Origin of the sequence: Acetobacter sp. AAB5 (assembly GCF_050106715.1) — a bacterium.
Lineage (GTDB): Bacteria > Pseudomonadota > Alphaproteobacteria > Acetobacterales > Acetobacteraceae > Acetobacter > Acetobacter oryzifermentans.
In genome coordinates, this window is the sequence record NZ_JBNIEW010000002.1 from 207,357 (window position 1) to 227,545 (window position 20,189).

Sequence of the window (20,189 nt, forward strand, 5' to 3'; positions counted from 1 at the left end):
GAATGGTATTGAAAACACGCATTTTTTCTGCGCTCGGGCTTTTGTGTCTGGCGGGGTGTGCCACTTCTGGTTCTGTGCCCGGTGGGCATGTTGCCACTGCGCCGCAAGCCATTGCGCCGGTGCAGCCCCCGGCATCTGCAACGGCTTCTGGTGCAGGTAATCCTGCGCTTTCGGCAGATAAGCCTTCCTTGCTGAATGTTACTTCGCTGTCTCCCTCATGGGGCGAGGTTTACTGTGCGCAGGATATTCGCAAGTTGGCTGTGCAACTGCCGCTTCAGCAGGATGATAAGGATTATATTGCCAAAAGCCTGAAAAACGCCAAGCCGCTACAGGCGTGCTTTATTTACTCGCGCCCAGCACCCGCACCTGCGCAACCGCTGTTGACGGCGGATGGGCAAAGTAATGGCCTGGTGGTGATGAGCATGTATGTGCTTACAGGGGCGGATCTGGCAGATACTGCGGCGCTTTCCTTCAATTCCCAAACATATAGCCGGTTCCTGCTTGGCTTGCAGTGGCCCAAAAACCAGCCAACAGCGGGTGTTTCTGTGCAATTACTGGCAGATACGCCAAACAAGCAGCACTATAATTTCCCGTTGGTGTTTGCGAATGACACGCCGCAAAAAATGTTCGGGATCTTTCTGCCAATTGCCACGGCACAGGAGATTGCCAAAGCACCTCGGTTGAGCGTGAAAGTTAAGGTGCCGGGCCAAGCAGCTTATACACTGAATTATGGCACAGAAGGTTTATCCAAAAGTTTGGAAACCTTGTACAACTGGCGTCATACCACGGAAGATAAGGACGAATACGCCGTTATCAACGCCATGCCTGCCGCAGATAAAACTGTGCGGCTTAACCGTATCAACACGGCAGCCCCCGTTTACCCGGCAGCGGAAGAAAACAAAAATCTGGAAGGCCGTGTGATGGCGCGGTGCGATATTACTGCGGCAGGCGCCCCCACCAACTGCGTGGTGCTTAAAACCATGGGCGGCGCAAATTTTACAAAAAGTGCTTTAACATATTTGCATCAGGTGCGTTTTGCTCTTTCGGGTAACAATGTTTCAGATGGTGTTAAAGGCCATGTGTTTACTGTGCGCTTCAAGCTGGACTGATACGTCCAAGTATCAAGCCCAAAGGTATTGAAGTGGAAACTTCTGTAACCGCCTGTGTTTTGTAAAAATGCAGGCGGTTTTTTGTGTCTTTTACAGTATTTTCTTGGGATGCAATGCCACGCTGTTGTATTGATTGTTCTGAAACGGTTTTTCTTGTGCAGAAAAATTTGGATGTGAACGTGTGCAGGGCAGAAAATAGGCAACATGATACAAACAAATAGTCACCGGCCTGATATTGTATTGCAGATTACCGCAGCAGTTTTTGCAATATTAGGCGTTTTTCTTGCAGGTGGGGGCATCTGGCTGGCCCTGCTGGGCGGCTCCTGTTTTTACGTGGTGTGCGGCATCGTGCTGCTGGCTACGGCGGTGCTGCTATGGCGGCGGCGGCGCGAGGCTCTGTGGCTTTACGCGGTGCTGGTTGCGGCCACCCTTGTATGGTCTGTTGGGGAAGCCGGGTTTGATTTCTGGGCCTTGGCCCCGCGTGGTGATGTGCTGTTGCCGCTGGGTTTGTGGCTTGTGTTGCCTTTTGTTTCTTCTCGATTGTTGCCGTCTTCTGGCTGGAACAGCGCGCCATTGCTGGCCGGTGTTGTGGTCGGGGCCGGTGTGTATGGCTATGCCCTTACGCAAGACCCGCAGGATGTTGCGGGTGTTCTGCCTCGTGCTGGTGTGCAGGCCTCATCCTCTCCATTGCCGGGGGATAATACGGTTGTGCCCGCAGCAGATTGGCCCGCTTATGGCCGCACGCAGGCGGGGGACAGATACTCCCCACTTTCTCAGATTACAGCCAGCAATGTGCGGGATCTGAAAGTGGCATGGGTGTTCCGCACGCATGATCTGAAGCGCCCGGATGATCCGGGGGAAATTACAGATGAAGCCACGCCCATAAAGGTGCGCGATACGCTGTATCTGTGCTCACCACACCAGATCCTGTTTGCTGTGGATGCCGCCACCGGGCATGAGCGCTGGCATTTTGACCCCAAAATTACCTACAACGCCTCTTATCAGCACATGACATGCCGTGGCGTGTCCTACGCAGAAACGCCGGTGGCGGAAGAACAGGCCCACGATGTAGCCGTGGCGGATGATTGCGCACACCGTATTTTCCTGCCCACCAATGATGGCCGCCTGTTTGCCCTAAATGCCGATACCGGTGCCCTGTGCCGTGGTTTTGGGCGTGATGGCGCGCTGGATCTTACAGATGGCATGCCCATGCGCACGCCGGGGTTTTACGAGCCCACATCCCCGCCGGTTATTACCTCCAAGGTGGCTATTATTTCTGGCGCGGTTACAGATAACTACTCCACGCACGAACCTTCAGGCGTTACGCGCGGGTATGATCTGTATAGCGGCAAGCTGATATGGGCGTTTGATCCGGGCAACCCGAACCCCAATGAACTGCCCTCCGCCACCCATCATTACGTGGCCAATTCTCCCAATTCATGGATTACGTCGGCTTATGATGCGCGGCTGAACCAGATTTACATTCCCACGGGTGTCGCCACGCCGGATATCTGGGGTGGCCACCGCACGCCGGATCAGGAACGCTATGCCTCTGGCATTCTGGCGTTGGATGCAGATACCGGGCGCAAAGTGTGGTTTTACCAGACAGTGCATCATGATCTGTGGGACATGGATGTGCCATCTCAACCCAGCCTTGTGGACATAAAACAGGCCGATGGCGCCGTGGTGCCTGCATTGTATGCACCTGCCAAAACAGGCAATATTTTTGTGCTGGACCGGCGCAATGGCCATTTGCTGGTGCCCGCACCAGAAATGCCTGTGCCGCAGGGGGCTGCTCCGGGGGATCACCTTTCTCCCACCCAGCCGTTCTCTGCACTTACATTCCGCCCCAAAAACAACCTCACGGATGCGGATATGTGGGGCGCAACCATGTTTGATCAACTGGCTTGCCGTATCATGTTCAAACGCCTGCGGTATGAGGGGCCATTCACACCGCCTTCCACGCAGGGTACGCTGGTGTTCCCCGGTAATCTGGGCATGTTTGAATGGGGCGGCTTGGCGGTAGATCCGGTGCGGGAGGTAGCGTTTACCAACCCCATTGCCGTGCCGTTTGTTTCTAGGCTTGTGCCGCGTGGGCCGAACAACCCGGCAGAGCCGCCGCAGAATGCAGGCCCTTCTGGTGGAGAAACGGGTGTGCAGCCACAATACGGCACACCATTTGGGGTGGACTTGCACCCATTCCTGTCCCCCATTGGTATTCCGTGCAAACAGCCGGGTTGGGGCTATGTGGCAGGGTTGGATTTGCGCACCAACACGGTGTTGTGGAAGCACCGCAATGGCACCACGCGTGATAGCTCCCCCGTGCCACTGGCCTTTCGTGTTGGGGTGCCCTCATTGGGTGGGCCAATCATTACCGCGGGTGGTGTGGCGTTTCTGACATCCACACTGGATATGTATATCCGCGCCTATGATGTTACGACAGGCCAGCAGCTCTGGCAGGATCGTTTGCCAGCAGGGGGGCAATCCACCCCCATGACGTATGAAGAAAACGGCCATCAATATGTGCTCTCGGTAGATGGCGGCCATGGTTCCTTTGGCACCAAGCTGGGGGATTACGTGGTGGCCTATGCGCTGCCAGATGCGCAGGTAAAACACTAACTCTGCTTTGTGTGGGCAGGCTTTGGCGGGCACACGTATCATGCGTGTGCCCGCTTTGCGTTTGGGGGAGCGGCTTTGCATGAAAACATCCTCTTGCCGCCGCGCGCGGGATGCGTGATCCTGCATCCATGTGGAACGAACCCTACCTTGAAACATGTTGCCGCGCCGCGCTGCATAGGCTTTGCCTTGCGGGGGATGCAGGCCGCCCAACTGGCATGAAGGATGACCCTTGCCTGACACGTCTGGCAGGTAAGGGCCTTGCGCAGCAGAACGCGCAGGGGCGTTTTTTTATTACCGATGAAGGCACAGCCCGCCACGCCAGCGATGTGCTGAAGCAGGAAAAACTCCACACCAAAAAACCATGATACCGGCAGAGCGCATATGGCACGCACTGGATACGCTGGCGCAGGAGCGAGGGCTTACGCCCTCTGGCTTGGCGCGGGCGGCGGGGTTGGATGCCACGACCTTTAACCCCTCGCGCCGCTATACGGGGCATGGCGTGTGGCGCTGGCCTGCGCTGCCAAGCCTGCTGCGTGCGCTGGATGTGTTGCGTGTTTCCCTCGCCCAGTTTGAGGCCCATCTCTGGGGGCATGAACAACCAGATGGGGCAGAAACTCCGGCACCATGCTTTATGCGCAGCTTGCCGCTTTCATGGTTGGATCAGGGCGGCGTGCTAGACCGTGCAGGCCTGCCCGCCGGAGGGTTGTGGGAGCAGGAGGAAACATTTTTCAGCCTGCCGTCATCTTCGGCCTATATGTTGCGCGTAGATACGGAAGGCATGGAACCCATATTGCGGCTGGGCTGTTCCTTGGTGGTGCAACCTGCCTTGCACCCGCGTGGGGCAGACCGCGTGGTGCTGATACGCACAGGGCAAGCCCCCGTGGTGGGCATTTTGCAAGAAAAACCTGTGCTGGCCATTCAGCCCTTTGGGCGCAGCGCCTTGCAACCTGTGCCCGCGGCCGCTGCTGGCGTATGGCTGCACCGTATTGTGCTGATATCTGGCTAAAAAACAGGCTGCGGGCTGGTGCCAAATGCGGCAGTGTGCGCAATAGGGAAAAAATTTACCTGATAATGGCCCAAGCCCGTGCGGAAGCGGCTGACTTTTCTTTCCGTTTCGCTTAAAGGAGCAGCATGACCGATACACCCCTTTCGCTCATCCGCAATTTTTCCATCATCGCACATATCGATCATGGAAAATCCACTCTGGCTGACCGCCTGATTCAGGCGTGCGGTGCCCTAACCGCGCGTGAAATGACCAATCAGGTTCTGGACAACATGGATCTGGAGCGTGAGCGTGGCATTACCATTAAGGCGCAAACCGTCCGGCTGACCTATCCGGCCAAGGATGGCAACACCTATGTGCTAAACCTGATGGACACCCCCGGACACGTGGACTTTGCTTACGAAGTCAGCCGGTCCTTGGCGGCGTGCGAAGGTTCTTTGCTGGTGGTGGATGCCTCTCAGGGGGTGGAAGCGCAAACACTGGCCAACGTGTATCAGGCCATTGATGCCAACCACGAAATTGTGCCCGTGCTCAACAAGGTGGATCTGCCCGCAGCAGAGCCCGAGCGCGTAAAGGCCCAGATTGAAGAAGTTATTGGTATTCCGGCTGATGATGCGGTGGAAATTTCCGCCAAAACCGGCCTGAATATTGAAGGCGTGCTGGAAGCCGTTGTAACCCGCCTGCCACCTCCAACAGGTGATGCGGAAAAGCCCCTGCAGGCCATGCTGATTGATAGCTGGTACGACCCGTATCTGGGTGTGATTGTGCTGGTGCGTATTAAGGAAGGGCGGCTCAAGCGCGGCATGAAAGTGCGCATGATGTCCTCCGGCGCTGTGCATCAGGTGGACCAGGTGGGCGTGTTTGCCCCGCGCATGACCAATGTTGAAAGCCTTGGTCCGGGTGAAATGGGCTTTATCAACGCGGCTATTAAAACCGTGGCGGACTGTAATGTGGGTGATACCATTACAGATGATCGCCGCCCGGCAGAAAAGCCCTTGCCGGGGTTCAAACCCTCCATTCCCGTGGTGTGGTGTGGTCTCTACCCCGTTGTGGCCGATGACTTTGAAAAACTGCGCGATAGCCTTGCCAAGCTGCGCCTGAACGATGCCTCCTTCCACTATGAGGCCGAAACATCCGCAGCCCTTGGCTTTGGGTTCCGTTGTGGCTTCCTTGGCTTGCTGCATCTGGAAATTATTCAGGAACGTCTGTCGCGCGAATTCGATCTGGATCTCATCGCAACAGCGCCTTCCGTGGTGTACAAAATCACCCGCACCAATGGTGAGCGGGAAGAACTGCACAACCCGGCGGATATGCCCGATTCTTCCCTGATTGAAACCATTGAAGAACCGTGGATTAAAGCCACCATCATGGTGCCGGATGAATATCTGGGCGCGGTGCTTACGCTGTGTACAGAACGGCGCGGCGTGCAGGTGGATCTGACCTATGTGGGCAGCCGTGCGATGGCGGTGTATCGCCTGCCACTGAACGAAGTGGTGTTTGATTTCTATGACCGCCTGAAATCTCTTACCCGTGGCTACGCCAGCTTTGATTACCAGATGGATGGGTATGAGGAGAGTGACCTCGTGCGTATTTCCATTCTGGTTAATCAGGAGCCAGTGGATGCGCTGTCCTTTATTGCGCACCGCACGGCGGCGGAATCTCGCGGGCGTTCCATTTGCGCACGCTTGAAGGATTTGATTCCCCGCCAGTTGTTTAAAATTGCCATTCAGGCCGCTATTGGCAGCAAGGTGATTGCGCGTGAAACCATTGGCGCACTTTCCAAGGATGTAACGGCCAAGTGTTATGGTGGTGATATCTCCCGTAAGCGCAAACTTCTGGAAAAGCAGAAGGAAGGTAAAAAGCGCATGCGGCAGTTTGGTAAGGTGGAAATTCCGCAAAGCGCCTTCTTGGCCGCGCTTAAAATGGAACACTGAAACAGGACCGGGCGGAACTTTCCAGCACATCGGGCGTAACAGGGCAGGGCCGTTGGAAACCGGACTTGCCTTGTCCTGTAAACGTCCGTATGCCGGAGGGGATTGTTTGGAGCATTCGGCGTTTTTATGAACAGCACAACACCCTTGGCCATTGGTGAACAGCAGCATGTCCGGTTTGCCGAAGGGCTGGGGCTGGATTGCGGCGTTACCCTTGCCCCTGTTGATATTGCCTACCGCACCTATGGCACGCTTTCAGAAAAGCGGGATAACGCCATCCTGATCTGCCACGCCTTTACGGGGGACCAGTACGTGGCGGAAGAACACCCGCTTACGGGCAAGCCCGGTTGGTGGAGCCGGATGGTTGGGCCGGGAAAGCCCATTGATACCAACAGGTTTTTTGTTATCTGCTCCAACGTGCTGGGGGGCTGCATGGGCAGCACCGGCCCGCGCTCTACCCGCACAGATGCACAAGGCAATGGCACAGAGCTTTGGGGTACGGCGTTTCCGCCCATTACCATCCGCGATATGGTACGCGCGCAGCACAAACTTGTGCGGGCTTTGGGCATAGAAAAACTGTTTGCCGTTATTGGCGGTTCCATGGGCGGCATGCAGGTGCTGGAATGGACAGTAACCTACCCACAGATGATGCTGGCAGCCATGCCCATTGCCACAGCGCCCTTCCATTCTGCCCAGAACATTGCGTTTAACGAGGTGGGGCGGCAGGCTATTATAGCAGATCCAGACTGGCGCGGTGGCCGCTATTGGGCGGATGATGTTGTGCCTGCCCGTGGTTTGGCTGTGGCCCGCATGATGGGCCATATCACCTATCTTTCGGAAGAAGCCTTAACGCGCAAATTTGGCCGCCGTATGCGGCGCGGGCCTGTTGGTGGGCAGGGGCCAGAAGGCCCTGTTTCCATGTTCAGCGATATTTTTGAGGTGGAATCCTACCTGCGTTATCAGGGTTCTACCTTTGTGCGGCGGTTTGATGCCAACTCCTACCTGAGCATTACCCGCGCGATGGATTGGTTTGATATTGCCGCAGACCATGATGGCGAACTTACGCACGCTTTTGCGGGTACGCCGGTGCGGTTTTGCGTGGTGTCGTTCTCGTCCGATTGGTTGTTCCCCACATCGGCGGCCCGTACGCTGGTGCGCGCGCTCAACCGGGCGGCGGCCAATGTCTCGTTTGTAGAAATAGAAACAGACAAAGGGCACGATGCCTTTTTGCTGGAAGAACCGGATTTTGACCGCACGGTACGTGGTTTTCTGTGTGGTGTGGCCGAACATGCGGGGCTTGCCTGATGCGCCTTGACCAGCGGCTTATTGCCGAAATGATAGCCCCCGGCACCCGTGTGCTGGATATTGGCAGCGGAGATGGTACGCTTATTGACCATCTGTTCCGTTACCGTGGGTGTGATGCACGCGGTATTGAGCTGAACATGGAGCTTGTTACCAAGTCTGTCGCGCATGGGCTGCCTGTGGTGCATGGAGATGCAGACCACGATCTGGCGCATTATCCGCACCACGCGTTTGATTATGTGGTGCTGCAACGCACCTTGCAGGCTGTTGCGCGCCCGCGGGAAGTGCTGCGGCAAATGCTGCGTATTGGGCGGCACGCTATTGTCTCATTTCCCAATTTTGGGCATTGGCAGTTGCGGCTTAAACTGCTGCTAAGCGGCCGCATGCCCATGACATCTGTGTGGCACACACCGTGGTATGAAACCCCAAACATTCACCCCTGTACCATCCGGGATTTTCTGGAGCTGTGTAAGCAGGATGGCTACATTGTAGAGCAATGGATGGCTGTGGATGAGGAAGGGGAGCGTGCCCCGTGGCGGCGCTCTATCCGCATGGCCAACCTGTTTGGCGAGCAAGCTCTTTTCCTGCTCCGGCGCCGAAATGGCTAGGAGTTGAAGGTTTGCTGCCAATAAGTTGCCTAAAAATTATGTTAGATTTATGCCTTTTTCGTGAACACCTTCCGGAATTTCCTAAATAGGAATATTTTAAAAATACCTTTAAGATATCAGCAATAAACTTTCAAATGCGGTAATGTTATAACGATTTTTCGCCCGATTTCTAAAAATTCCTCAACATTACACGAACATCATTTTAGGACTAATATGGTACGGAAGCCTTGCGAGGTTTGGGAAGTCCCCTTATATACAGCTTTACAAGGTTTATAAGGAACGAACGCAGTTCAAAAATTTCCTTTATGGATCTTGATGTGTTCAAAATTTTGTGGGTGCTCAGCTACAAGCCGGTGCAAAAATGTTCCGTGTGCGCCACAAAACATACAGTGCATAACTGAAAAGGGTGCGGTCTCTCGATCTCGTTTTCAGGCTGCACAAATAAGGTTGGCCCTGATGACTAAATTTTCCGATCTTGCTCTTGCTCCACCACTGCTGAAGGCATTGGCAGAGCAGGGTTATGATACACCCACTCCTATTCAGGAACGTTCCATCCCCTATCTGTTGCAGGGGCGTGATCTGCTGGGCTTGGCCCAGACAGGCACAGGCAAAACCGCATCTTTTGCGCTGCCTATTTTGGAACATCTGATTAAAAACCCACGTGCAAACACGCCCAAACAGCCCCGCGTTCTGGTGCTGGCGCCTACGCGTGAGCTTGTGGCCCAGATTAGCGATAGCTTTAAAGCTTACGCACGCCATATGAAGTTTACGCAGGCCGTTGTGTTTGGTGGCGTGGGGCAGGGCCGACAGGTTGAGGCCATGCGCCGTGGCGTAGATGTGCTGGTGGCTGCGCCGGGCCGTCTGCTTGATCTGATGGGCCAAGGCTTTATTGATCTGTCCGGCCTGGAAATTCTGGTGCTGGATGAAGCAGACCGCATGCTGGATATGGGGTTTGTGCGCGATATCCGCCGTATCATGACCTTTGTGCCAGAGCAGCGCCAGACGCTTCTGTTCTCCGCCACCATGCCGCGCAGCATTGAAGATCTGGCAGCATCTTTGCTGAATGATCCGGCACGCGTTGAAGTGGCGCCGCCTTCCAGCACGGTGGATCGTATTCAGCAGGCCGTCATGTTTGTAAATGGCGCGGGTGATAAGCGCGATGCGCTGCTGAACATGGTGGAATCTCCCAAGGTTTCCCGTGCTGTGGTGTTCACGCTCATGAAGCATGAAGCCAACAAGGTTGCGGAATTTTTGAACAAGAACAACGTGGTGGCAGAAGCCATTCACGGCAACAAGTCTCAGGGTGCGCGTGAGCGGGCCATGAAGGGCTTCCGTTCCGGTTCTGTTAAAGTGCTGGTGGCAACGGATATTGCCGCCCGCGGTATTGATGTGGACGACGTTAGCCACGTGTTTAATTACGATCTGCCAAACGTGCCGGAAAGCTACGTGCACCGCATTGGTCGTACAGCACGTGCCGGGCGTGATGGCTGGGCTGTTTCCTTCTGTGATGCAGAACAGCGGGCTTGGCTGCGCGATATTGAACGCACTATTGGCAAAACCGTGCCGGTGGTTCGGGATCATCCTTGGCACTCTGATGAAGCAGAAGCTTCCACCATGCGTCCGCCTGTTCTGGGTGGCGGTGGCCGAGGCCGCGGCGGCCCGCGCGGCGGCGGTGCGCCTCGTGGGGGTGCTCCGGGTGGTGGCCGTGGTGGCCCGCGCCGTTCCGGTGGTGGTGCTCGTAACGGTGGCCGTTCCGGTGCGCCTGCTGGCCGCATGTAATATTTCAGGCTGATAGCTTGTAAAATAAGGCTGCTGCATCTTTGGTGCGGCAGCTTTTTTTGTTTCGGGGCCTATGGCTGCGGCTGTTCTTTGGCGGATGGCAGTTGCAGCGTGATGGAAACGGGGCAGTGGTCAGAGAGTGTTTGGCCCGCTTCTTCTGCCAAAGGTATTACACGTAGGGAGTTTGGTATTTTCCATGCCCGTGCGGCTCCGCCCAGAATAATATGATCTATAAAGTAGCTGCCGTTTTGGCAGGGGCTTGCTGTGCCTGCCGTTACCAGATCTAGCGGTGCAATGCGTAAAAGCGTGAGAAATAGCGGATCATGCACCGTAAGGTGGCGGTTGAAATCCCCCATAATGGCAAAGGCTTCATGATGTTGGGTGCGTGTGGCTACCCAATCATCCAGCACGGCAAATTGCTGCCAAAGGGTTGCGCAGGTGGGGCGTGTGGCATGGGGCAGATTATCTGGGCATCCGGCTTTAAGATGCACAACCAGAATACGCAGGGCCTGCCCGTTTTGATGCAGCGTAATATCTAGCCCACTGCGTAAATGGTGGTGTGTGGCCGGGGCCGTTGCATAGGTATCCAGCGCTGTAACATCCGGGTTTTGCTCAAACGGAATATCCGCACGCACAGCCAGCGCTGTGTGCTGCAATACATGGTCTTGGCTGATGGGGAGATGATAACGCGCCAATGGAAAAAGCTGCCCGGCACTGGCGGGGCTTTCTATTTCCTGCAAGGCCACAACATCGGCATGCAAATGGGTGGCATAGCTGGCAAGGCTGGAAATATCAGCAGGGGTGCGGTGGGGAATATCTGGCGGGGCCTGTGCATAGCCGGGGTGAGCCGGATCAAGCAGCCAATCCAGATTCCATGTGCTGAGTTTAAGTGTGTCTGCTGCGGTTGCCGAAGTAAAACACAGGCAACACGCAGCAATTACAAAACCACAAAAGAAAAGCGCGGAGCTTTTAGGCGGCTTTTTCTTCCATTTGTGTAATAACGGCTTTAATCGGCAGGCTTTTGCGTGTTTGTTCATCCAGCACCGTAATTTCACCGGAGCCGATATCATAAAACCACCCTTGCAGGAACAGCGTGCCCTTTGCCAGCCCAGCAGCTACCGCAGGGTGCGTGCGCAAATGGGCCAACTGCAACAGCACGTTCTGTTCTGCAACAGAACGCACGGTGGCGGGGCCAACATCTTCGCCCGTAAAGGTGTGCAGGGTGGCCGCACGGGCGGCTTCTGCATTGCGCAGCCATTTGCGTACGGTGGGCATTTTATCCAGCCCGTTTTTTTCTGGTTCCAGCAGGGCCTTCATGGCGCCGCAATCAGAATGGCCGCACACAATAATGGTAGAAACCCCAAGGCCCAGAACAGCGTATTCCACTGCGGAGGACACACCACCCAGCATTTCACCATATGCAGGTACAAGGTTGCCAATGTTGCGCAAAATAAACAGATCACCCGGCCCTGTCTGGGTGATAAGGTTGGGGTTAATGCGGCTATCTGCGCATGCAATAAACAAAGCTTCCGGGGCTTGCCCTTTTGCCAGATTGGCAAACAGTTCTTTTTTGGCAGGAAAGATTTCGGTGTTGAAGTGCTCAACCCCACGCAGCAGGGAAAGAAGGCTGCTTCTGGCTTCAGAACATGAGGGCATATAAAAACTCCGGCAAATTACTATGTCGGTTCACCCTTGAAACAAAGGGCTTCAACAATGGTGACGGTTAAATAACGGCGAGACAACCTTAAGAGTTTTGCACGCAGATGAAAAAAAATGCCACCCTCTGGTGGAAGGTGGCATTTTGCATGTTGCGCGCTTAGCTTAGCGGATCATCTTCATCCGGTTCGCTCATTTGGTCTGCCGGGTGGCGCACGGGTGGGGCATTGGTGCGCACGGGGCGGGGGTTTTCTGTCTGCCTGCGGGTAAAGTTGCCTGCCAGAGCGGAAAGCTCCAGAAACTGGTCTGCCTGCCGGCGCAAATCATCCCCAATCAATGGTGGGGTGGAGCGCATGGAGGAGACAACAGAAACCCGCGTGCCCTGCCGCTGCACGGCCTCCACCACACGGCGGAAATCGGAATCACCGCTAAACAGAATGGCGTGGTCGATATGGGGGGCCATTTCCAGCATATCCACGGCAATTTCTATGTCCATATTGCCTTTTACGCGGCGCTTGCCGGTAGAATCGGTAAATTCCCGCGCAGGCTTGGTGACAAGAAAATACCCGTTATAGGAGAGCCAGTCTGTAAGTGGCTTAAGGGGGGAGTAATCTTCTGTGTCCAAAATGGCGGCATAATAATAAGCGCGGATAATATGCGTTTTGGCGGCAAAGAAATCCAACAGCTTTTTATAGTCCACATCAAAACCAAGACTACGGGATGTAGAATATAGGCTGGAGCCATCAATGAAAAGGCAGGTCTTTTCGGTTTTCTGAAGGTTCATAGTTGGTTTCCTCTAAATACTTTGGGGTGCTGTTTTGGGCGTTACTATTAAATGGTCTGGGGTCTTTTCGGTTTTGATAGAAAGAATGGTAAGATCATTTGGTAACTATATCCATCAAATGTGGCAGAATTAGCCGCTGCGGAACGGGTTTATAACGATGCCGGAAATGAATACCAGATCAGTGCTGATAGCGATAGGTGCGAATCTTCCGCATTTGCGATTAAGCGCCCGCCAGACGTGTGAGCAAGCCGTGCAGGCCTTGAAAAATCTGCCCCAACTAGAAGTTGAGGCTGTTTCCCGCTGGTATGAAAGTGCGCCTGTGCCACCATCTGGGCAGCCTCCTTACGTTAATGGGGTTGTGCGTTGCCGCACCACGCTGGAGCCTCTGGCTCTGCTTGATGCGCTTCAGGGGGTGGAAACGCGGTTGGGGCGCGTACGTTCCGTGCCAAATGCTGCGCGCACGCTTGATCTGGATATTATTTCCATAGATACTTTGCAGATTAACACACCGCGCCTTACGCTGCCCCACCCCCGCGCTACCCAGCGCGCTTTTGTGCTGTATCCCTTGCATGATGTAGCGCCAGAGTGGAAAGACCCCGCAACCGGCAAGGGGCTGGATACCCTGCTGGAAGGCGTTGCGGGGCAGGAAATACAGCCCGTAAAAGAATAAACTCTTCCGTAGGCGGGGCGGATGCGGTAATATACTCTTTCTGTTCCTGTAAGCATCTATAAGCTGAAACTTGTCTGGAGGCTCTCCGCAATGGCCCGCGTCACCGTTGAAGACTGTGTGGAAAAGGTCCCGAACCGTTTTGAACTGGTGGTCTATGCCGCACAGCGCGCCCGCAATATCTCCCGCGGGGAAGAGCTGACAGTTGATCGGGATAACGATAAAAACCCCGTTGTCGCTCTGCGTGAAATTGCAGACGAAACCGTCTCTCTGCCCGCTCTGCGCAATGATCTGATCCGTTCTCAGGCCCGTGAACCCGAGCCCGAACCCGTGGAAGAAGAAGTGCAGGATCTGGTTCCGACCGAGCAGAACATCTTTGGCTTGCAGGAAGTTTCTGCAGAAGAAGAAGCCGCTGATGATGTGCGGGCTATTGAGGCTGCACTTACCGGTCGCGCACGTCGGTAATTCGGGTGGCGCACACGGGCGGCGATCATTCTCCTCCGGTTCCGGTTTCCGTTAAGGACTCGGGGGAGGGCGTGTTGCAGCCTGTTAAAACAGACGCTTCTGCAGAAAAAACTGCCACACCGGCTTCCGCCCCAGAAAATGGCGGGCGGGGTGAGCTGAATTGCGAGCGTCTGGTGAACCGGGTGCTCACTTACGCACCCAAGGCGGATGTAGAAAGCATTCGCCGCGCTTTTGCTGTGGCCTGCAAGGCGCACGAAAACCAGAAGCGCGATAATGGTGACCCGTACATAACCCACCCGCTTGCCGTGGCCATGATTCTGGCCCGCTTTCGGCTGGATGTGCAGTCTATCTGCACCGCTCTGCTGCATGACACCATAGAAGATACCGGCGTTACCTACGATACGCTTAAGGCGCAGTTCGGCCCCACAGTGGCGGATCTGGTAGATGGCGTAACCAAGCTGACACGGCTGGAACTGCAATCAGACCGTACCAAGCAGGCAGAAAATTTCCGCAAGCTTGTGCTGGCTATGTCCAAGGACATCCGTGTTCTGCTGGTCAAGCTGGCAGACCGGCTGCACAACATGCGCACCCTGCATTTTGTGGAGCGGCAGGATAGGCGGCAGCGCATTGCGCGTGAAACGCTGGATATCTATGCGCCGTTGGCCGAGCGCATTGGTATGGACCGCGTTAAGACAGAGTTGCAAAACCTGTCCTTTGCGCAGCTTGAACCAGAAGCCGATGCCACCATTCGCACGCGCCTGAACTACCTGCGCGGGCAGGGTGCGGATGTTATTGAAGAAGTGCGGCGAGAACTGCTGCGCCTGTGCCATGAAGCCGGGCTGAAGAACGTTCAGGTTTCGGGGCGCGAGAAATCTCCGTATTCCATTTGGGAAAAGATGCAGCGCCGCAATGTGGCGTTTGAGCAGCTTTCAGACATCATGGCTTTCCGTGTGATTGTGGACACGCGGGAGGATTGCTACATGGCGCTGGGTGCCGTGCATGCGGCCTACCCCATGATAGCCGGGCGGTTTAAGGATTATATCTCTACCCCCAAGGCCAACGGATACCAAAGCCTGCATACGGGGGTAACGCTCCGCTCTCCTCGTAACCAGAAGATTGAAGTGCAGATCCGCACGCAGGATATGCACGATGTGGCAGAAAACGGCGTGGCCGCGCACTGGGCCTATAAGGAAGGCACAGGTACGGAAGAAGGCGGCTATGGCGGCTTGCGTCGCCCGCGCTGGGTGCAGGATCTGCTGGAAATTCTGGAAGCTTCATCCGCCCCGGATGAGTTTTTGGAAAACACCAAGCTGGAGCTGTATCAGGATCAGGTTTTCTGCTTCACACCCAAAGGCCAGCTTATTTCTCTGCCACGTGGGGCCACTCCGGTAGATTTTGCCTACGCCGTGCACAGCCATGTGGGTGATACCTGCGTGGGCGCCAAGATCAACGGCCGCCTGATGCCCTTGCGGCATGAGCTGGAAAACGGTGATCAGGTCGAAATCATGACGGCCCGTGGCGGCGCGCCTTCTCCTTCGTGGGAAAGGTTTGTTGTTACCGGCAAGGCGCGCGCGCGTATCCGCCGTTATGTGGCGCAGCAGCAGCGCCAGGTCTCGCTGGATGGCGGGCGTGCCGCGCTGGCTAAAGCCTTCCGTCAGGAAGGTGTGGATGGGTCTGAAAAGATTCTGGAAACCACGCTCAAGCCGCTCAAACAAAGCTCGCTTACAGATCTGTATGTGGCTGTGGGCGCAGGTAATCTGCCCGCGCGGGATGTGGTGCATACAGCGTACCCCGAACTCAAGCGCGTGCAGCGTGTGCCGCGTATGCTTTCTGGCCTGCCCGGTGTGCTGGGTACGGCGGGGCCACGGGCGCGCGGGGCAGGGGGTTCTGGCCGCCGCTCATCCAACGCTGCGGTGCCGCTGGTGGGGTTGGGTGCCGGTGTGGCTGTGCATTACGCCGCCTGCTGTCACCCCTTGCCGGGGGATAGAATTGTAGGCGTGGTGGCCACTGGCCGCGGTGTGACCATTCACACCCGCACCTGCCAGACGCTGGAAAGTTTTTCCGCAACCCCAGAACGCTTTTTGGATGTGGATTGGGATTACGATGCCATGGCCCGTTCTGGCGGGGCCGGGCAGATGCGGGTTGGCCGTATCAGTATTGTGGCGGAAAACGAGGCCGCTGTGCTGGCCAATATCACCAACTCCATTTCCAAATCCGATGCCGCGATGGTGAACCTTAAAATCGTGCATCGTCAGCTTGATTTCACGGAAATTCTTGTGGACGTGGAAGTGCGGGACCTGCGCCATCTTTCCTCGGTTATTGCCAGCCTGCGCGCTGCCCCGGGCATTACGCAGGCAGATAGGGTAAAATCATGACACTGATTTCCGCCGGGGTGGATCTGTGCGATATGCGCCGGATTGCTCAGGTTCTTGAACGGTTTGGAGATCGGTTTGTGCAGCGTGTGTTCACGCAGCAGGAGCGCGCAAAGGCGGAAAGCAGATCCGGCCAGGCCCGTATAGGGGCTTATGCCAAACGCTGGGCCGCGAAAGAGGCCTGCGCAAAGGCATTGGGCACCGGCTTTGCCCAAGGGGTGGCGCATAACCAGATAGGCGTGCAAAACCTGCCATCTGGCCAGCCAACATTGGTGCTCACCGGGGCAGCCGCGCAAAAACTGGTGCAGCTTATGCCCTCCGGCACAGTGCCCCATATTGTGCTGAGCATGACGGATGAGCCCCCATACGCGTTGGCGCAGGTGCTGATATCAGCCCGCAAGGCATGAACGCCTGCTTGACATCCAGCGCCCTGCGCGGCTTGATCCGCCGGATTTTTCTTTTTTACTGAACAGCAGGAACGGGCGAGATAACGCATGAGCACACCGGAACATCCTCCCACCACCGGGGCAGGTCAGCCCGCAAAGGGCGGAAATACCGTGCTGGACTCCCTGCGCACCATTATAACGGTGGTGCTGGTGGTAACTGTGGTGCGCACCTTCCTGTTTGAATCTTTTGTGATCCCATCAGGCTCCATGATCCCAACCTTACAGGTGGGGGATTACATCTGGGTGTCCAAGTTTAGCTACGGGTATTCCAAATATTCCTTCCCGTTCTCCCCCAACCTGTTTGAGGGGCGGGTGTGGGGGGCAGAACCGCATCGGGGTGATGTGGCTGTGTTCCGCTACACCAAGGATACATCGGTTGATTACATCAAGCGCATTGTCGGCCTGCCGGGGGACCATATCCGCGTTACAAATGGCCATCTTATTCTAAACGGGCAGGAAGTACCGTGCCTGAATCCTCATACCTACACCACGCGGGATGAAACGCAGGTGGATATGGAAGGCGAAGCCTGCACAGAGCAACTGCCCGGCAGCGCCAATGGCACGGTGGTCAAGCACGATATCCTTAAGCTGACGGATGAAGGCCCGCAGAACAATACGCCCGAATATGTTGTGCCGCCCGGTTACTTTTTTGCTATGGGTGATAACCGGGATGATAGCGCAGATAGCCGCTTTATGGGTGATGGCCCCAAGGATCTGGGCTTTGTGCCTATGGAAAATCTGGTAGGCCGGGCGCAGCGTATTTTCTTCTCAGTTCAGTCTTCCCACCCGTTCTGGCAGGTCTGGTACTGGCCAGTTGAAATCCGCTGGGCGCGCATTCTGCGGGGCGTATCGTGAGAAAACCAAGCAATATTTCCGATGCCGCACGCTTCCGGTTAGAAGAGCTGGAAGTGCGTCTGGGCTATCGCTTTGTTAATCCTGATCTGTTGCAGGAGGCACTGACGCATCGTTCTGCCGCGCACCAGAAAGCAGGCGGGCGTAAGCGCCAGAAAGCCAAGGGCGCTGGCTCTAATGAGCGGCTGGAATTTATAGGGGACCGCGTTCTGGGCCTGCTGATGGCGGAATGGCTGCTAGAGCGCTTTCCAAACGAGCAGGAAGGTGCGTTGGGGTCTCGGCTGGCGCATCTGGTCTCCCGCGTTTCCTTGGCGGAAATTGCGGATAGGCTGGATCTGCCGCAGTCTCTTACCGTGGCCGCGCATGAAGCCCGCGCAGGTGTGCAAACTGCAGCCAATGTGGTGGCCGATGCGCTGGAAGCCGTGCTGGGCGCAGTTTTTCTGGATGGCGGGCTGGAGCCTGCGCGCCAGATGGTGCGGGATTGGTGGCAATCTGCGCTGGATGCACAGGCGCACCCCCCCAAAGACCCCAAAACTGCGTTGCAGGAATGGGTGCTTGGCCGCGGGCAAAGCCTGCCTGTGTATGAAACAATAGGGGCGGATGGCCCTTCTCACGCACCGCTGTTTGTGGTGCGCGTTACGGCGGGCGGCCTGTTTGGTGAAGGCCGGGCAGGCAGCAAACGTGCTGCGGAAAGTGCCGCCGCCGCTGATTTACTAGAAAAACTGGAGGGGTAGCCCAGCATGGCTGATGATACCACGCGCTGCGGTTTTGCTGCCCTTGTGGGGGCACCAAACGCAGGCAAATCAACACTTCTTAACCGCATGGCGGGTGCCAAGTTATCCATCGTGTCACCCAAGGCGCAAACCACGCGCTTTCGGGTTCTGGGCATTCTTATGCGCGGGCACAGCCAGATTCTGCTGGTGGACACACCGGGAATTTTCCGCCCGCGCCGTAAGCTGGACCGCGCTATGGTGGCCGCAGCGTGGACAGGCGCCGAAGATGCAGACATCACGCTGCTGCTGGTAGATGCCCGCAGCGGGCTGACAGAAGCCGTGCAGACCATTATTGAGCGTCTGGCAGAAACCAAGCGCAAGGTATGGCTGGTGCTGAACAAGACCGATCTTGTGCCCGCCACGGCCCTGTTGCCGCTTACGGCGTCCATTACGGAAAAACTGCCGGTTGAGCACGTGTTTATGGTGAGCGCACGCACCGGCAATGGTGTGGAAGACCTGCTGGACAAGCTGGCTGCAAGCCTGCCCGAAGGCCCACACCTGTACCCAGAAGATGATCTAACAGACCTGCCAGACAGGCTTTTGGCTGCCGAACTGGTGCGTGAGCAAATTTTTATGCAAACGCATGAAGAAGTGCCCTACAGCGCCACGGTGGAAACCGAAAGCTATAAGGAGCGGCCAGATGGATCTGTGCGTATAGATGCCACCATCTATGTGTCCCGCGCGGGGCATAAGGCTATTCTGATTGGCAATGGTGGGCAGAAAATCCGCCAGATTGGAGAACGCGCGCGCAAGCAGCTTTCCAGCCTGCTCGAACGCCCCTGCCACCTGTTTCTGAACGTAAAGGAACGCGGCGGATGGGATGAAGAGCGCGCCCGCCTACGCGCCATTGGTCTGGACGACGTGCCATAAACTACCGCATGGGCGCTTGTGGCCGTGCGCCATGAAGGATAAGAGGGGGCGATCTCGCCGTATCTGCATACGGTGTGGGATCTGTGTGGGACTTTCTGCAAGATCGAGGGCCAATGACTGCTTCTGTAGGCGAAAAGCCAAGCCGTAAACGCGTGTTGCTCAAGGTATCGGGGGAAGCCCTGATGGGCAATGGCGCCTTCGGAGTGGATCAGCAGACGGTAGAACGCATTGCCCATGATATTGGCCAAGTCGTGCGTTCCGGCACGGAAGTGTGCCTTGTTGTGGGGGGTGGCAACATCTTCCGCGGGCTGGCAGCCGCCGCCAAAGGCATGGACCGTGCGCAGGGTGATTACGCCGGTATGCTGGCCACCGTTATTAATGCGCTGCTGCTGCAAAACGCGCTAGAGCGCGAGCAGATTGCAACGCGGGTAATGTCCGCCATCCATATGTCTTCCATTGCGGAGCCATATATCCGCCGCCGCGCTGTGCGGCACATGGAAAAAGGGCGTGTGGTTATTTTTGCTGCGGGCACAGGCAACCCGTTCTTTACCACGGATACAGCCGCTGCCCTGCGCGCTGCGGAAATGGAATGCGATATGCTGCTGAAAGGCACGCAGGTAGATGGCGTTTATTCCGCAGACCCTAAAAAAGACCCCACCGCCAAGCGTTATGAAGAGCTGACATACATGGACGTGCTGGCCAACCAGCTAAACGTGATGGATGCCGCGGCCATTAGCCTTGCGCGTGAAAACCGTCTGCCTATCATTGTTTTCAATATTGGCGAGGAAGGGGCCTTCCCGCGTGTGATGCGCAATGAAGGGCCTTTCACACGGATTATCGAAGCCGCCTGAAAAGCGCCGCATCATTCTGGCATCCTATGCCGCCAGAATGACCGACAAACTGAACGGGGCATGTAAGGCCATGCCCTGCTGTAGGATGCAACGGGAGAAAAC

At 56.1% G+C, this 20,189-nt stretch carries 19 protein-coding genes; 16 read left to right on the forward strand and 3 right to left on the reverse strand.

Translation table 11 applies throughout. The annotated features are described in order from the left end of the window. The first annotated feature begins 2 nt into the window (after positions 1-2). The 8 genes from ACP7IZ_RS03135 (at position 3) to ACP7IZ_RS03170 (ending at position 10,351) form a co-directional block, all read left to right on the forward strand. Positions 3-1,109 (forward strand): TonB family protein, encoded by a 1,107-nt coding sequence (locus tag ACP7IZ_RS03135; RefSeq protein ID WP_426847806.1) that lies wholly within the window; start codon positions 3-5, stop codon positions 1,107-1,109. Between the two features lie 204 nt (positions 1,110-1,313). After that, positions 1,314-3,728 (forward strand): glucose/quinate/shikimate family membrane-bound PQQ-dependent dehydrogenase, encoded by a 2,415-nt coding sequence (locus ACP7IZ_RS03140; protein WP_426847807.1) that lies wholly within the window; start codon positions 1,314-1,316, stop codon positions 3,726-3,728. Positions 3,729-3,838: 110 nt separating this feature from the next. Next, positions 3,839-4,093 carry a hypothetical protein gene (locus tag ACP7IZ_RS03145; protein ID WP_082823122.1) on the forward strand — a complete coding sequence of 85 codons (255 nt, stop codon included), beginning with the start codon at positions 3,839-3,841 and terminating at the stop codon, positions 4,091-4,093. Further along, the gene (locus ACP7IZ_RS03150; protein ID WP_426847808.1) at positions 4,090-4,734 is read left to right on the forward strand and encodes a helix-turn-helix transcriptional regulator; all 645 of its coding nucleotides are present in this window, start codon (positions 4,090-4,092) and stop codon (positions 4,732-4,734) included. Before ACP7IZ_RS03145 ends, ACP7IZ_RS03150 begins: the two co-directional genes overlap by 4 nt. Positions 4,735-4,859: 125 nt before the next feature. Further along, a complete protein-coding gene (gene lepA, locus ACP7IZ_RS03155) occupies positions 4,860-6,665 on the forward strand; it encodes a translation elongation factor 4 (protein ID WP_426847809.1) in 1,806 nt (601 codons plus the stop codon). Between the two features lie 126 nt (positions 6,666-6,791). After that, entirely contained in the window at positions 6,792-7,967 is a 1,176-nt protein-coding gene (gene metX, locus ACP7IZ_RS03160) for a homoserine O-acetyltransferase MetX (RefSeq protein ID WP_035354139.1), read from the forward strand. Continuing rightward, on the forward strand, positions 7,967-8,572 hold the full coding sequence (gene metW, locus ACP7IZ_RS03165) for a methionine biosynthesis protein MetW (RefSeq protein ID WP_426847810.1): 606 nt from the start codon (positions 7,967-7,969) through the stop codon (positions 8,570-8,572). Before metX ends, metW begins: the two co-directional genes overlap by 1 nt. A 456-nt stretch (positions 8,573-9,028) precedes the next feature. Continuing rightward, positions 9,029-10,351 (forward strand): DEAD/DEAH box helicase, encoded by a 1,323-nt coding sequence (locus tag ACP7IZ_RS03170; RefSeq protein ID WP_035354133.1) that lies wholly within the window; start codon positions 9,029-9,031, stop codon positions 10,349-10,351. Between the two features lie 71 nt (positions 10,352-10,422). On the opposite strand, the gene ACP7IZ_RS03175 is transcribed toward ACP7IZ_RS03170, so the two are convergent. The 3 genes from ACP7IZ_RS03175 to ACP7IZ_RS03185 all read right to left on the reverse strand — a co-directional run bounded on the left by ACP7IZ_RS03175 (position 10,423) and on the right by ACP7IZ_RS03185 (position 12,791). Then, positions 10,423-11,388, reverse strand: coding sequence for an endonuclease/exonuclease/phosphatase family protein (locus ACP7IZ_RS03175; RefSeq protein WP_426847811.1), 966 nt, complete (start codon positions 11,386-11,388; stop codon positions 10,423-10,425). Next, complete coding sequence (locus ACP7IZ_RS03180; RefSeq protein WP_426847812.1) at positions 11,321-12,007, reverse strand: carbonic anhydrase; 687 nt, start codon at positions 12,005-12,007, stop codon at positions 11,321-11,323. The genes ACP7IZ_RS03175 and ACP7IZ_RS03180 overlap by 68 nt, the downstream gene beginning before the upstream one ends. 160 nt (positions 12,008-12,167) lie before the next feature. Next, a complete protein-coding gene (locus ACP7IZ_RS03185) occupies positions 12,168-12,791 on the reverse strand; it encodes an NYN domain-containing protein (protein ID WP_006116363.1) in 624 nt (207 codons plus the stop codon). A gap of 157 nt (positions 12,792-12,948) precedes the next feature. Between ACP7IZ_RS03185 and folK the strand changes: the two genes are divergently transcribed. From folK to pyrH, 8 genes are all read left to right on the forward strand, one after another. Next, complete coding sequence (gene folK / locus ACP7IZ_RS03190; protein WP_426847813.1) at positions 12,949-13,461, forward strand: 2-amino-4-hydroxy-6-hydroxymethyldihydropteridine diphosphokinase; 513 nt, start codon at positions 12,949-12,951, stop codon at positions 13,459-13,461. 90 nt (positions 13,462-13,551) lie between these two features. Beyond that, positions 13,552-13,923, forward strand: coding sequence for a DNA-directed RNA polymerase subunit omega (gene rpoZ / locus ACP7IZ_RS03195; protein ID WP_003622533.1), 372 nt, complete (start codon positions 13,552-13,554; stop codon positions 13,921-13,923). Positions 13,924-13,928: 5 nt separating this feature from the next. After that, a complete protein-coding gene (locus ACP7IZ_RS03200) occupies positions 13,929-16,298 on the forward strand; it encodes a RelA/SpoT family protein (RefSeq protein WP_426847814.1) in 2,370 nt (789 codons plus the stop codon). Continuing rightward, positions 16,295-16,702 (forward strand): holo-ACP synthase, encoded by a 408-nt coding sequence (acpS, locus tag ACP7IZ_RS03205; RefSeq protein WP_426847815.1) that lies wholly within the window; start codon positions 16,295-16,297, stop codon positions 16,700-16,702. Before ACP7IZ_RS03200 ends, acpS begins: the two co-directional genes overlap by 4 nt. Positions 16,703-16,789: 87 nt before the next feature. Continuing rightward, entirely contained in the window at positions 16,790-17,596 is an 807-nt protein-coding gene (gene lepB / locus ACP7IZ_RS03210; RefSeq protein ID WP_006116359.1) for a signal peptidase I, read from the forward strand. Between the two features lie 14 nt (positions 17,597-17,610). After that, the gene (rnc, locus tag ACP7IZ_RS03215; protein WP_426847951.1) at positions 17,611-18,327 is read left to right on the forward strand and encodes a ribonuclease III; all 717 of its coding nucleotides are present in this window, start codon (positions 17,611-17,613) and stop codon (positions 18,325-18,327) included. A gap of 6 nt (positions 18,328-18,333) precedes the next feature. Further along, positions 18,334-19,236 (forward strand): GTPase Era, encoded by a 903-nt coding sequence (gene era / locus ACP7IZ_RS03220; protein ID WP_426847816.1) that lies wholly within the window; start codon positions 18,334-18,336, stop codon positions 19,234-19,236. Between the two features lie 113 nt (positions 19,237-19,349). Next, entirely contained in the window at positions 19,350-20,087 is a 738-nt protein-coding gene (pyrH, locus tag ACP7IZ_RS03225) for a UMP kinase (protein ID WP_035354124.1), read from the forward strand. The last annotated feature ends 102 nt before the right edge of the window (positions 20,088-20,189 follow it).

Bases quoted from the DNA above. Each gene is read 5' to 3' on its own strand.
- pyrH (WP_035354124.1), top strand. From the start codon at position 19,350: ATGACTGCTTCTGTAGGCGAAAAGCCAAGCCGTAAACGCGTGTTGCTC.
- ACP7IZ_RS03170 (WP_035354133.1), top strand. From the start codon at position 9,029: ATGACTAAATTTTCCGATCTTGCTCTTGCTCCACCACTGCTGAAGGCA.
- ACP7IZ_RS03135 (WP_426847806.1), top strand. From the start codon at position 3: ATGGTATTGAAAACACGCATTTTTTCTGCGCTCGGGCTTTTGTGTCTG.
- metX (WP_035354139.1), top strand. From the start codon at position 6,792: ATGAACAGCACAACACCCTTGGCCATTGGTGAACAGCAGCATGTCCGG.
- lepA (WP_426847809.1), top strand. From the start codon at position 4,860: ATGACCGATACACCCCTTTCGCTCATCCGCAATTTTTCCATCATCGCA.
- ACP7IZ_RS03185 (WP_006116363.1), bottom strand. From the start codon at position 12,791: ATGAACCTTCAGAAAACCGAAAAGACCTGCCTTTTCATTGATGGCTCC.
- ACP7IZ_RS03150 (WP_426847808.1), top strand. From the start codon at position 4,090: ATGATACCGGCAGAGCGCATATGGCACGCACTGGATACGCTGGCGCAG.
- ACP7IZ_RS03145 (WP_082823122.1), top strand. From the start codon at position 3,839: ATGCGTGATCCTGCATCCATGTGGAACGAACCCTACCTTGAAACATGT.
- folK (WP_426847813.1), top strand. From the start codon at position 12,949: ATGCCGGAAATGAATACCAGATCAGTGCTGATAGCGATAGGTGCGAAT.
- era (WP_426847816.1), top strand. From the start codon at position 18,334: ATGGCTGATGATACCACGCGCTGCGGTTTTGCTGCCCTTGTGGGGGCA.
- ACP7IZ_RS03140 (WP_426847807.1), top strand. From the start codon at position 1,314: ATGATACAAACAAATAGTCACCGGCCTGATATTGTATTGCAGATTACC.
- acpS (WP_426847815.1), top strand. From the start codon at position 16,295: ATGACACTGATTTCCGCCGGGGTGGATCTGTGCGATATGCGCCGGATT.
- metW (WP_426847810.1), top strand. From the start codon at position 7,967: ATGCGCCTTGACCAGCGGCTTATTGCCGAAATGATAGCCCCCGGCACC.
- lepB (WP_006116359.1), top strand. From the start codon at position 16,790: ATGAGCACACCGGAACATCCTCCCACCACCGGGGCAGGTCAGCCCGCA.
- ACP7IZ_RS03175 (WP_426847811.1), bottom strand. From the start codon at position 11,388: ATGAACAAACACGCAAAAGCCTGCCGATTAAAGCCGTTATTACACAAA.
- rpoZ (WP_003622533.1), top strand. From the start codon at position 13,552: ATGGCCCGCGTCACCGTTGAAGACTGTGTGGAAAAGGTCCCGAACCGT.
- ACP7IZ_RS03180 (WP_426847812.1), bottom strand. From the start codon at position 12,007: ATGCCCTCATGTTCTGAAGCCAGAAGCAGCCTTCTTTCCCTGCTGCGT.